Origin of the sequence: Actinomycetospora sp. (assembly GCF_036497585.1) — a bacterium.
GTDB lineage: Bacteria > Actinomycetota > Actinomycetes > Mycobacteriales > Pseudonocardiaceae > Actinomycetospora.
This window is the reverse complement of the sequence record NZ_DASXJD010000063.1, coordinates 1-12636: the sequence shown is the minus strand read 5'-3', so window position 1 is coordinate 12636 and position 12636 is coordinate 1. Positions and strand designations below refer to the sequence as shown.

10 protein-coding genes are annotated in these 12636 nt (G+C 75.7%); 6 read left to right on the top strand and 4 right to left on the bottom strand.

From position 1 onward, the window contains the following. Positions 1–15: 15 nt before the first annotated feature. The gene (locus VGH76_RS06045) at positions 16–2403 is read right to left on the bottom strand and encodes a DUF6049 family protein (RefSeq protein WP_331555718.1); all 2388 of its coding nucleotides are present in this window, start codon (positions 2401–2403) and stop codon (positions 16–18) included. After that, positions 2400–2885 (bottom strand): NUDIX hydrolase, encoded by a 486-nt coding sequence (locus VGH76_RS06040; RefSeq protein ID WP_331555717.1) that lies wholly within the window; start codon positions 2883–2885, stop codon positions 2400–2402. Before VGH76_RS06040 ends, VGH76_RS06045 begins: the two co-directional genes overlap by 4 nt. A 205-nt stretch (positions 2886–3090) precedes the next feature. On the opposite strand from VGH76_RS06040, the gene VGH76_RS06035 reads away from it, so the two are divergent. Next, positions 3091–4488 (top strand): CCA tRNA nucleotidyltransferase, encoded by a 1398-nt coding sequence (locus VGH76_RS06035; protein ID WP_331555716.1) that lies wholly within the window; start codon positions 3091–3093, stop codon positions 4486–4488. A 125-nt stretch (positions 4489–4613) separates the two neighbouring features. After that, positions 4614–5216: a hypothetical protein gene (locus VGH76_RS06030; protein WP_331555715.1), complete on the top strand. Its 603-nt coding sequence runs from the start codon at positions 4614–4616 to the stop codon at positions 5214–5216. Here VGH76_RS06030 and VGH76_RS06025 read toward each other — a convergent pair. Beyond that, positions 5099–6574, bottom strand: a complete 1476-nt coding sequence (locus VGH76_RS06025; protein ID WP_331555714.1) for an MFS transporter — start codon at positions 6572–6574, stop codon at positions 5099–5101. The genes VGH76_RS06030 and VGH76_RS06025 overlap by 118 nt on opposite strands. 148 nt (positions 6575–6722) lie before the next feature. On the opposite strand from VGH76_RS06025, the gene VGH76_RS06020 reads away from it, so the two are divergent. Together VGH76_RS06020 and VGH76_RS06015 are read left to right on the top strand one after the other, a co-directional pair. Next, positions 6723–7325 (top strand): YqgE/AlgH family protein, encoded by a 603-nt coding sequence (locus tag VGH76_RS06020; RefSeq protein ID WP_331555713.1) that lies wholly within the window; start codon positions 6723–6725, stop codon positions 7323–7325. 19 nt (positions 7326–7344) lie between these two features. Beyond that, a complete protein-coding gene (locus VGH76_RS06015) occupies positions 7345–7845 on the top strand; it encodes a DUF427 domain-containing protein (protein ID WP_331555712.1) in 501 nt (166 codons plus the stop codon). Between the two features lie 4 nt (positions 7846–7849). On the opposite strand, the gene VGH76_RS06010 is transcribed toward VGH76_RS06015, so the two are convergent. Next, positions 7850–8365: an SdpI family protein gene (locus VGH76_RS06010; protein WP_331555711.1), complete on the bottom strand. Its 516-nt coding sequence runs from the start codon at positions 8363–8365 to the stop codon at positions 7850–7852. 241 nt (positions 8366–8606) lie between these two features. Between VGH76_RS06010 and VGH76_RS06005 the strand changes: the two genes are divergently transcribed. Beyond that, complete coding sequence (locus VGH76_RS06005) at positions 8607–11480, top strand: leucine--tRNA ligase (RefSeq protein ID WP_331555719.1); 2874 nt, start codon at positions 8607–8609, stop codon at positions 11478–11480. A gap of 299 nt (positions 11481–11779) precedes the next feature. Continuing rightward, the coding region (locus tag VGH76_RS06000) for a hypothetical protein (RefSeq protein WP_331555710.1) at positions 11780–12636 on the top strand (857 nt) is incomplete at its 3' end.

Genomic DNA, 12636 nt, shown 5'->3' with positions numbered 1-12636 from the left:
GACCGGGCCGCGCCGTCATCGGCTCTGCAGTTCGCGGCCCGGACCGCCCGTCGACGAGTCCCCGTCCGACGGGTCGGTCGTCGGGCCGTCCGGGCTCTCCCGGCCGGCCGTCGGGATCGGGCCGGTCGCGTGGCGCGGCCTGGGCCGGGACCGCCGGTCCTGCCGGGCCCGGCGCACCCGGCGCGCCACCCGCAGGCTCGCCAGGGTCACCAGCACGACGGCTGCGGACGCGGTCAACCACACCGTGATGGTGCCGTAGGCGGTCGATCGCAGCAGCAGACGACTCGTCGGGCCGAGCGGATCCCCCCCGGGCGTGCGGGCCGTCGCGTCCACGGTGAACTGGCCGGAGCGGCCCACGTCGAGGGCGACCTGGAACTGCACGCTCCCGAACGCCGGCACCCGGCGGACCGGGACCGGCGACACCCGCACGCCCGGCGTCGGCTCGAGCGCCACGGTGACGTCCACCGCCACGGGGAGCTGGTTCTCCACGGTCAGCAGCAACGGCGCCTCGCTCGACCCGAGCGAGTAGCTCCCGGCCGGCTGCACCACGTGGACCATCGCGCGCAGGCTGCGCATCTGCGCGGCGACGTCGTCGGCGGCGGCCCGCTGCAGCGCCGGGTCCCCGCGCCCCGCGGCGGAGAGGCTGCGCAGCAGCGCGCCGGTGAGCGGCTCGACGAACTCGGACGGGGTCGGGGCGCCGGTGTGGTCCTGGCGGCTCGCCGCGAGCAGGTCGCGCTGGTCGTCGCGGACCCCGCGGATCTCGTCGAGGACGGCCGGCGACTGGTCCGAGACCGCCGTCCGGTCGCCCGACCCGAGCGCCACGGGGGGCACCGTGGTGCCCCGGTCGGCGCCCGTCGCGAGCAGCGTCCCGGCGTCGACCGGGGTGACCAGGCCCCGCCCGGCCAGGCCGGAGACGCCGGAGAGCAGGGCCTCGGCCTCGGGCTGGTCGGCGGCCCAGTCGGCGGGCGGGGCGAGCACCGTCGTCGTCGGGGTCGCGGGGTCGCCGTCCGCGCCGAGGGCGCGCAGGGTCACGACGCCGAGGGCGTCCTGCGTCGCGAGTCCGGCGCCGCTGCCCGCCGGGCTCGTGGAGCCGTCGGACGCCGCGGGCCGGGGCGCGAGCGCCTGCCCGACGAGCGGGTCGGTGACCACCGCGAGCGGGGTGCCGCCCTCGCCGGCGAACCGCCCGACGGCGCCCGGGGGCACGCCGCCCGCGAGCGTCGCGCCGTCGATGACGAGGGACCGCGCGCCGCCGCCGGCGAGGTCCGCGAGGCTGCGCTCGTCGACCAGGCCCCCGGCCGGCACGGTCGCGCCCGGGAAGGGGGCGACGCCGAGCAGGTCCGCGGTGCGCTGCCCGCCGAGGGTCCGGGCCGCGGTGGTGAGGTCGCTCATGTTGCCGCGGGAGGTCGCCAGCAGGTCGGCGTCGGCGTAGGGCAGCGCGAGCACGCAGCGCCCCCGGGCCGCGTCGCGGACCGAGGTGAGCCAGGCGGCCGCGGCGGTCGCGCCCGCTCCCGGGCGGTTCCCGGCGGGGGTGCGGACCTGGTAGCCGCCGCTCATGTCTGCGGCGGTCTCGAGCAGGTCGGCGTCCACCTCGAGGCAGACCGACGCCGCGGCCGGGCTGCCGATCGGGGCGGCGCGGACGAGGGCGTCCACGAGCCCGGCGAGACGGCCGCCGGGCGCGAAGGACGTCGCGAGGCTGTCGTCGGCCAGCAGGGCGGGGGCGCCGGGCGCGACCGGGAGCCGGCGGGGACGGTCGGCGAGCGGCCAGAGCACCGACACGGCCGGGACGCCACCGGCCGCCGGCACCGGGGCCGCGGAGCCGGGGGGTCCGCCGGGCACGCCGGTGACGGGCAGGAGCATCCGGGCCGCGGCCACCCGGGACGGGACCGGGGCGGTGCCCGGGGCGGCGTCGACGTCGACGACCAGCGGGTAGACGCCGGGCGACGCGAGGGCCAGCGAGGAGTCGGCGGAACCGCGCAGCGGGATGCGCACGGTGAACGGCACGTCCGCGCCCGGGTCGAGGTCCGCGACGACGGGGGTGGACGCGGAGGCCGCGGCGCCGGGGTCGTCGTCGGCGGACCCCGAGCCGTCGATGGCCTGTCCGATCTCGCGGTCGGTGGTGACCGGGTCGCCGCGCCGCACCCGCACGGCGACGTCGCGGACCGGCACCGCCCCGTGGTTGGCGACGTGCCCGCCGACCTCCAGCTGGGGCGGTCCGTCGGAGGTCACGACGCGGGGATTCGCGGTGTCCAGCGTCAGCGTGACCCCCGTCGCCGCCTGCTGGGCGGTCGCGGTCGCGGGGAGCCCGACGAGGGCGACGAGCACCGCGAGCAGGGCGAGGGTCGCGATGGCGGTGGCCCGGCTTCGAGCGAGGACCCAGCCGGCCGCGGGTCCCCGCGGGGTCACGCGGACTCCTCCAGGATCTCCGCGGCCAGCCGCACCAGCCGCCGCTCGTCGGCGTAGGCCAGCCGGGCCGACAGCTCCGAGAGCGGGACCCAGGCGACCTCGGTGACCTCGACGTCGGCGTCGGAGAGCTCCCCGCCGATCGCCGTGAGCAGGAAGTGCTGGACGGTCTTGTGCACGCGCCGGTCCTCGGCGACGAACCAGTAGTTGATGCTGCCGAGCGGGGCCTGCACGGTCGCGATGATGCCGGTCTCCTCCTCGACCTCGCGCACCGCCGCCTGCTCCGCGGTCTCGCCCTCCTCGATGTGGCCCTTGGGCAGCGACCACAGCAGGCGTCCCCGCCGGTCGAGGCGCCCGATCAGGGCGGCACACCCGTGCGCGGCGTCCACGACGAGGCCGCCGGCCGAGTACTCGTCGACCGTGCGCATCCGCCGTCGCGGGCCGCGCCGACGGCGGTCGGCGGAGCGTCGCGACGACGGGGCCATTCCGCGATCGTACGGCGGACCTCTCGAGGACGGGGGGTGTCACGCGGCGGTGGGCGGGGCGGTGGGCCGGGTGGGCGCCGTGTCCGGGTTAGGCTGTCTCGCCGTGCCCGGAGCCGCCCAGACCGCCTCGCCGACGTCGTCGTCAGCCCCCGCAACGCCGGGGAACGGCCAGCGCGGGACCCCCGATGCCGGTCAGACTGCGGTCGTGGAGCTCCTGCGGTACTCCCCCGTCGCCGACGAGCTGGGTCGCCGGTTCGCCGAGGCCGGGCACCGGCTCTACCTCGTGGGCGGCAGCGTGCGGGACGCCCTGCTCGGGCGGCTGTCGGCCGACCTCGACTTCACCACCGACGCGCGGCCCCCGGAGATCAAGCGGATCGTGTCGGGTTGGGCGGAGGCCGTCTGGGAGACCGGGATCGAGTTCGGCACCGTCGGGCTCGCCCGCCACGGGGTCACCCTCGAGGTCACCACCTTCCGCGCCGACACCTACGACGGCGTCACCCGCAACCCGGTGGTCGCGTTCGGCGATACCGTCGAGGGCGACCTGGTGCGGCGCGACTTCACCGCCAACGCGATGGCCGTGTCGCTCCCCGACCGTACCTTCGTCGACCCGTGCGGCGGGCTCGCCGCGCTGGCCCGCGGGGTGCTGGACACCCCGGTGGAGCCCGAGCGCTCCTTCGACGACGACCCGCTGCGGCTGCTGCGCGCCGCCCGCTTCGTCTCCCAGCTCGGGTTCGAGGTGGCCCCGCGGGTCCGCGAGGCGATGACGGCGATGGCGGGCGAGCTCGTCCGGATCACCGCCGAGCGCGTCCAGACCGAGCTGACCAAGCTGCTGCTCGGCGCCCACCCCCGGCGGGGCATCGAGGTCATGGTCGAGACCGGGCTCGCCGACGTGGTGCTCCCCGAGCTGCCCTCGATGCGCCTGGAGATCGACGAGCACGCCCAGCACAAGGACGTCTACGAGCACTCGCTCACGGTCATGGAGCAGGCCATCGACCGCGAGACCGACGGGCCCGACCTCGTGCTGCGCCTCGCGGCGCTGCTGCACGACATCGGCAAGCCCGCCACCCGCAAGGTCGAGCCCGGCAACCGCGTGAGCTTCCACCACCACGAGGTGGTCGGCGCGAAGATGACCCGCAAGCGGCTGCGCGAGCTGCGCTACCCGAAGCACGTGGTCGACGACGTGTCGCAGCTGGTGTTCCTGCACCTGCGCTTCCACGGCTACGGCCGCGGCGAGTGGACCGACTCGGCCGTGCGGCGCTACGTCACCGACGCCGGTCCGCTGCTCGACCGGCTCCACAAGCTGGTCCGCTCCGACTCCACGACCCGCAACAAGCGGCGGGCCGCGGCGCTGCAGCGCACCTACGACGACCTCGAGGAGAGGATCGCGCGGATCTCCGAGCAGGAGGACCTCGCGCGGGTCCGTCCCGACCTCGACGGGAACGCGATCATGGAGCTGCTCGGGGTCGAGCCGGGGCCCGTCGTCGGGCGGGCGTGGCGCCACCTCAAGGACGTGCGCCTCGAGCGGGGCCCGCTCGACCGCGACGAGGCCGAGGCCGAGCTGCTGGCGTGGGCGCGGGCGGAGGGGATCCTGCCCTCGTCGTGAGGCAGCAACGGCACCTTCCTGGCGTTCGACGCCAGCAAGGCGCCGTTCGCGCATCGCGGCCTGACCCCCGACGAGCCCGGATCGGCGGTCCGGAACCGTCGCGTCCCGACCCGCGTCGACGTCCCGTGCGCTACCACTTCGGCACCGGCCACGGGCCCGTGCACCGGCACACCTCCCCGGCCGACCTCGACCTGCATGGCGGGGCCATCGCCGGCCGGCCGGACGCGGTGCGCCTGGACTTCGACGGCGACGGGCGGGTCGACGACGCCCTGTGGGACACCGACGGGGACGGGACGGCCGACCGGGCGGTGCTCGACCTCGACGACGACGGCCGCCCGGAGCGGGCGTTCGCCGACCCCTCCGGCCGCGGGGTGTGGGATGCCCCGGCGGTACCCGAGCACGGGGCCGGGTTCCGCTTCACCGATGTGCGCGGGCGGGCGGCGACGGCGCACGCCGAGATCGACTCCGACGGCGACGGGGTGCCCGACGCCGCGGTGGCCGACGTCGACCACGACCCGGCGACCCACGAGACCGTCTGCGACCTCGATGGCGACGGGGTGGGCGAGCAGCTCCTCGTGGACGCCGACGGCGACGGGATCGCCGAGCGGGCCTACACCACGTCCGACGGGGCCTCGTCGCGCTGGGACGTGCTGCTCGCGGACGTCGACGCGGGCGGCACGGCCGACGTCGTGATCAGCGAGGGCGCTCCCGGGTGGCTGCCGCCGTGAGTGCGGGTGGTGCGCAGCGCGACCTCGTGGACGACCAGCCCGAGCAGGTACACCGCGGCCGCCGTCGTGATCAACCCCACCGACCGGCCGTCGAGCGGACAGAACAGCGCCGCGACGGCGACGGCGAGGACGTAGGTGACGTTGAAGACGGTGTCGGAGAGCGCGAACACCCGTCCGCGGTGCGCGTCGTCGACCTCGCGCTGCACCGCGGCGTCCGAGCACAGCTTGATCGCCTGCCCGACGAGCCCGAGCAGGAACGAGGCCCCGAGCAGCGCGGGGAGGGTCATCGGCAGCCCGAGGACGAGCAGGGTCACCGCGGCGAGCAGCAGCATGGTCCGCACCGTCGCCGGCCGGCCCAGCCGCGCGGTCAGCCACGGCGTGACCACCGCGGCGACACCGAGCCCGGCGGCCGCGGCGACCACCGTCTCGCCGAGGCCCGCGACCCCGGAGTGCAGGGCGCCCCAGTCGGCCAGGCCGTGGCGCATGAGGAGCAGCATCGCCAGCGTCGCGATCCCGAACGCCAGCCGGTGCGCCGCGACCGCCCAGAACGCGGCCACGACGCCGGGTGCGGACCGGGCCGCGCGCCCGCCGTCGGCCAGCCCGTGGGCGACGGCGCGCACCGCCCGGACCGCGGTCTCGTCGGTCGCGGTCTCGTCGGGCCCCAGGGACCCACGGGCGAACCCGAGCGCCACGACCACGATCACGGCGGACCCGACCACCGAGGCGGCCGTCGCGATCCCCGAGCCCGCGTCGCCCGCGCCGATCACGCCGGTGAGCGCGAACGCGCAGGAGGCCCCGACGGCCGCCGCGACCGCACCGGCCGTCGTCACCAGCGAGTTCGCCCCGACCAGCCGCCGCGGCGCCACGACGTGCGGCAGCGCCGCGGAGAGGCCGGCCTGCACGAAGCGGCTGACCCCGATCGTCGCGAGCGCACCCAGGTAGAGCCAGGCCCCCGTGATCCCCGCGGCCACCACCGTGGCAGTGGCCAGGGTCAGGACGGCCTTGCACACCCCGGCGACGACGAAGACCCGGCGCCGGTCCCACCGGTCGAGGAGTGCGCCGGCGAACGGACCGACCAGTGAGTACGGCAGCAGCACCACGGCGAGCCCGAGCGCGACGAGCACCGGGTCGGACTGCCGCTCCGGGTTGAACAGCACGGCGCCGCCGAGGGCGGCCTGGAAGACGCCGTCGCCCCACTGGGCACCGAGCCGGACGGTGAGGAGCCGCAGGAAGCCCGGGTGGGCCGCGAGGTCCCGGCGCCGGACCCGCTCGGTGGCCTCCCCGCCCTCCCCGACGGAGGGCGCGGCACCCGTCGCGGACCCGGCGAGGGGCCGCGGCGAGGGGGGAGGGACGGGCACGTCCCGGCACGCTACGCGCCTGCCCGCCGGAACGGACTCGGATGCCCGGACCGGGCGCCGCGACGGGCCGCGACCGGCGGCCACTGATCGGTGTGACGCCGGGTGGGCCTGCGGCCCGGCCCCCGGTCGGGGTGCCACGATGGGACGCGTGGCGGAGGGAACGAGAGACGAACCCACCGAACGCTCGGCCGACGCCGTCGAGGCCGGCACGCTCCTCGTGGCGGCGCCCACGCTCATCGACCCGAACTTCGTCCGCTCCGTGGTGTTCGTGATCGACCACCGGTCCGAGGGCACCCTCGGCGTCGTGCTGAACCGCCCGAGTGAGGTCGCGGTCGGTGACGTGCTCCCCGCCTGGGGGCCCTTCACGACGCGGCCGAGCGCGGTCTTCGTGGGCGGTCCGGTGGAGCAGAAGACCGCGCTGTGCCTCGCGGCCCTGCGGGCCGGACAGGACCCGGCGCGGACGGCGGGGGTCGTCGGGGTGCGCGGTCCGGTGGCGCTGGTCGACCTCGACGGGGACCCGGACTCGCTGGCGCCCCGGGTGCGGGGGATGCGGGTGTTCGCCGGCTACTCCGGGTGGGACCGCGGGCAGCTCGCCGCCGAGATCGGGCGCGGGGACTGGTACGTCGTGCCGGCCCTGCCCGACGACGTCCTGGCCCCGCCCCGCCACGACCTCTGGGGCGGGGTGCTGCGGCGCCAGGGCGTCCCGCTCGCCCTGCTCGCCACCCACGTCGCCGAGCCGTCGCGCAACTAGCCGCCTAGCGTGGACTCCCGTGGCCATCACGCGGGAGCAGCCGGGTCCGGGGCAGGAGTCGGTGTGGGACTACCCCCGTCCGCCGCGGGCCGAGCCCGACCACCGGCGCGCGGTCGTGACGCACGCCGGCACCGTCGTCGTCGACACCACCGACCTGGTCCGGGTCCTCGAGACCAGCCACCCGCCGACGTTCTACCTGCCGCGCACCGCGTTCACCGACGGCGTGCTGCGGCCCGCCGAGCGGCGCACGGTGTGCGAGTGGAAGGGCACCGCCCGTTACGTCGACGTCGTGGTGCCGGGGACGACGTTGCCCTCGATCGGCTGGTGGTACCCGGAGGGCGACGTCTCGGCCACCTACCCCGAGCTCGCCGACCGGGTCGCGCTCTACCCGGCGCCGTTCGACGAGATCATCCTCGACGGCGAGCGGGTGGTCCCGCAGCCCGGCGGGTTCTACGGCGGGTGGATCACCCACGACGTCGTCGGGCCGTTCAAGGGCGGCCCGGGCAGCTGGGGCTGGTAGTCGCTCAGCCCTGCTGTTCGCCCGCGCCCGCCCCGGCGCGGGGGCACAGCGAGCAGGCGCCGCCGCACGCCCCGGCGGGGGTCGCGCACGGGTCGGCGTGGCCGTCGTCCTCGACGTCCTCCGCGTCGTCGCCGAGCGTGCAGGGCCCGGCGGCGCGGCCCTCGGCCTCGAGGGTCTGCTCCCGGTCGAGCGCGGAGTAGCGGGCCCCCACCGTGCCCGCGACCCCGGTGAGCGCGACGAGACCGACGTACCCGACGACGACGAGCGTCACCGCTGCCGCCGTCGTCGGCGCCAGCAGCCCGACGACGCCGGCCGCGACCCCCACCGCTCCCGCCGCCAGGAAGGCGGGCGAGGCGGCCCGGTTGGCCCGGCGGAACGAGTCGACCCGCGCCATCGTCCAGACGGTGCGCACGCCGATCACGCGGTTGCGCGGGAGCCGGTGCGTCGCGGCGAGGACGCCGACGGCGAGGACGGCGGCGGCTGCGACGACGAGCACGGCGGCCAGGACGGGGACGACCATGTGCCCAGAGTAGGCTCGGCGACCGAGGGACCCGGCCGTGACGTCCGCTTCTCGCCGCGGATCGCCGGCGCGGGCCGCCCCGGTCGTCGCCGCCGTCGCGCGGGCGCCGGGCGCAGCGATTCGTGTGGTGACCAGGAGGAACGCCGTGACCGCCCAGCCCGACGTCGCCCGGGGCCGGACCGCCGGGGCCGACGCCTCCGAGCCCGGCCGCGGCGTCCCGCCGTACCGCTACACCGCCGCGCTGGCGGGCGAGATCGAGGCTCGCTGGCAGGACCGGTGGGAGGCCGAGGAGACCTTCGCGACGCCGAACCCGACGGGTCCGCTGTCCGATGGCTCGACCCTCGACCCGGCCGAGAAGTTCTACCTGATGGACATGTTCCCGTACCCGAGCGGCGCGGGGCTGCACGTCGGCCACCCGCTGGGCTTCATCGGGACCGACGTGCTGGGGCGGTTCCTGCGCATGACCGGGCGCACCGTGCTGCACACCATGGGCTTCGACGCGTTCGGGCTGCCCGCCGAGCAGTACGCGGTGCAGACCGGGACGCACCCGAGGACCACCACCGAGGCGAACATCGAGCGCTACCGCGCGCAGATCCGCCGCCTGGGGCTGGCGCACGACACGCGACGCTCGGTCGCGACCACCGACATCGGGTTCTACCGCTGGACGCAGTGGATCTTCCTGCAGATCCACGGGTCGTGGTTCGACGAGTCGCTGGGCCGCGCGCGTCCGATCGCCGAGCTGGAGGCCGAGTTCGCCTCCGGCGCGCGGCCGGTGCCCGGCCATCTCGTCGAGCAGGGGCGCGCCTGGTCGGAGCTGTCGCGGCCGGAGCAGGACCGCGTGCTGGACGGGTTCCGCCTGGCCTACCTGGCCGAGGCGCCGGTGAACTGGTGCCCGGCGCTGGGCACGGTGCTCTCCAACGAGGAGGTCACCGCCGACGGGCGCTCCGAGCGGGGCAACTTCCCGGTGTTCCGGCGCCGGCTGCGCCAGTGGATGATGCGGATCACCGCGTACGCCGACCGCCTGGCCGACGACCTGGACGGCGTCGACTGGCCGGAGTCGGTCAAGGCGATGCAGCGCAACTGGATCGGCCGCTCGCAGGGCGCGCAGGTGCGGTTCCGGGTGGACGGCTCGGACGAGTCGATCGAGGTCTTCACGACGCGGCCCGACACGCTCTTCGGCGCGACGTACATGGTCGTCGCCCCGGAGCACCCGATGGTCGACGCGATCGTGCCGTCGGCGTGGCCGCAGCCGCGGACGGGTGAGGAGCTGGACGGCCGCTGGACCGGCGGCGCCGCCACCCCGGCCGAGGCGGTCGCGGCCTACCGGAGCGTCGTCGCGTCGCGGTCGGACCTGGAGCGTCAGGAGGCCCGGGACAAGACGGGCGTCTTCACCGGCGCCTGGGCGGTCAACCCCGTGGACGGCCGGCTGCTGCCGGTCTTCGTCGCCGATTACGTCCTCATGGGCTACGGCACCGGCGCGATCATGGCCGTCCCCGGTCAGGACCAGCGTGACTGGGACTTCGCGACGGTGTTCGGGCTGCCGATCCGCCGGACGGTCGCACCACCCGAAGACTTCGACGGCGAGGCGTACACCGGCGCCGGCCCGGCGATCAACTCGGCGAACGACGAGATCTCGCTGGACGGGCTGGGGGTCGACGAGGCCAAGGCCGCGATCATCGACTGGCTGGCGGGCCGCGGCGACGGCGAGGCGGTCGTGCAGTACAAGCTGCGCGACTGGCTGTTCAGCCGGCAGCGGTACTGGGGCGAGCCGTTCCCGGTCGCCTACGCCGCCGACGGCGAGACCGACGGCGGCCCGTCGATCCCGCGGGCGCTGCCCGACGCGGACCTGCCGGTGCTGCTGCCCGACGTCGACGAGTACTCCCCCAAGACCTTCGCCCCCGACGACCGCGACTCGGCGCCGGAGTCCCCGCTGGCCCGCGCGACCGAGTGGGTGTCGTTCTCCGAGGACCTGGCGTCGGACCCGGAGCGCGGGTGGGCGGAGTACGTCCGCGAGACGAACACGATGCCGCAGTGGGCGGGCTCGTGCTGGTACCACCTGCGCTACCTGGACCCGTTCAACGAGGAGCGCTTCTGCGACCCCGACGTCGAGCGGTTCTGGCTGGGTCCGCGCCCGGAGGTCTTCGGGCCGGGCGACCCGGGCGGGGTCGACCTCTACGTCGGCGGCGTCGAGCACGCGGTGCTGCACCTGCTGTACGCGCGGTTCTGGCAGAAGGTGCTGTTCGACCTGGGCCACGTGTCCGCGTCGGAGCCGTTCCGCCGGCTGTTCAACCAGGGCTACATCCAGGCGTGGGCCTACACCGACCCGCGGGGCGTCTACGTGCCGGCCGAGGAGGTCGTCGAGGACGTCGACGGCTCCGGATTCACGTGGAACGGGCAGCCGGTCTCCCGGGAGTACGGGAAGATGGGCAAGTCGCTGCGCAACGTCGTGACCCCCGACGAGATGTGCGCGACCTACGGGGCCGACACGTTCCGGCTCTACGAGATGTCCACCGGCCCGATGGAGGCCTCGCGGCCGTGGTCGACGCGCGACGTCGTCGGCTCGCAGCGCTTCCTGCAGCGGGTGTGGCGACTGATGGTCGACGAGCAGTCCGGCGTCCTGCGGGTCTCGGACGACGAGCCCGGCGAGGACACCCTGCGCCTGCTGCACCGCACGATCGACGGGGTGCGCACCGACTTCCCGGCGATGCACTACAACACGGCCGCCGCAAAGCTCATCGAGCTGTCCAACCACCTCACCAAGACCCACCCCGATGGCGGCCTGCCCCGGTCGGTCGCGGAGCCGCTCGTGCTGATGCTCTCGCCGCTGTGCCCGCACCTGGCCGAGGAGCTGTGGTCGAAGCTGGGCCACCCGCGCTCGCTGGCGTACGCGCCGTTCCCGGAGGCGGACGAGTCGCTGCTCGTCGAGGAGACCGCCGAGTACCCGATCCAGGTCAACGGCAAGGTCCGGTCGCGGATCACGGTGCCGGCGTCCGCGGGTGAGGACGAGGTCCGGGCGGCCGCGCTGGCCGACCCGAAGATCGTCGAGCTGCTCGGCGGTAGCGAGCCCCGGAAGGTGATCGTGGTGCCCGGTCGGCTGGTGAACATCGTCGCCTGATCCGGTGCGGCCCGGATTTGGAGCGAAGGGCACCTTCGGTCGCATAGATCGGCCGTGGGCGCCCTTCGCCGGTACGCCGGTGCTCGCCCCGTTCTGAGCGAGGGGCACCTTCGGTCGAATAGATGGGCGAAGGCCGCCCTTCGCCGGAAGGGCTCGGCGGAGCGCCCCACGGCGCCGGCCGGAATTCGATGGATCCGACCGCGCCCGGGCAGCGTCAACAGGACATGCCTCGTCGTGCACGGGTCGATTGGGACGCGGTGTCCGCCGCGGCCACGGACGGCCTCCTCCTCGTCAGCACCATGCTCGTGCTCGGTGTCCCGCCGAGCACGATCGCCTTCCGTGCCCGTAAGACCGGCGGGATGTGGTGGCGTCCGCTCTCGGGCCTCCTCGCGCTGGCCCGGGGCGCCCTCACCTGCCGCCAACGTCTCGTCGCCGCGCTCCTGGTCTGCGGCGAGCGCGCGTGCGTCACGGGGCTCGCGGCCTGCCGGCTCTACGGCCTCGAGCGCGTTCCCGATCACCACGAGGTGCACGTGCGGATCCCCCACGGGGAGCGCCGACGCTCCGAGGACTTCCTGCTCGTCGAACGCACGACCCGCATCCCGCCGACACCCCGGGTCCGCGACGGGATCCGCTGCGCGCCTCTGGAGCGCGCCCTCGTCGACGGCGCCCGCCGGCTGACCCGCGTCGACGAGGTGCGGGCACTGCTCTGCGAGGCCGTCCAGCGACGCATGACGACGGTGCCGGCGTTGCGGGCCGAGGTCGAGATCGGTTCGTGCCGCGGGGCCGCGCTGGTCCGCACCGTCATCGTCGAGCTCGAGGACGGGATCCGGTCGGCGGCGGAGGCGTGGTGGCGGGAGCTGGTCGCGACCATGGACGGCTTCCCGGAGGTCCACTGGAACGCGGACGTCCACCTCGCCGACGGGTCGTTCCTCGCCTGCCCCGACGGCTTCGTCGACGACGTGGCCCTCGCCCTCGACCTGCACTCGTTCGCCCACCACGCCGACCTCGAGAAGTTCGACGCCACGATGCGGCGGCAGGCCGAGATGACCGCGGCCGGGCTCGTCGTCGTCCCGGCCACTCCGAGGGAGCTCCGGGAGGACCCCGTCGGGGTGAAGCGGAAGATGTGGGCCGCGCTCGAGCAGGCGCGGTTGCGCCC

Coding starts and splice junctions, on each gene's coding strand:
- VGH76_RS06040 (WP_331555717.1), bottom strand. CDS start 2,885: ATGGCCCCGTCGTCGCGACGCTCCGCCGACCGCCGTCGGCGCGGCCCG.
- VGH76_RS06010 (WP_331555711.1), bottom strand. CDS start 8,365: ATGGTCGTCCCCGTCCTGGCCGCCGTGCTCGTCGTCGCAGCCGCCGCC.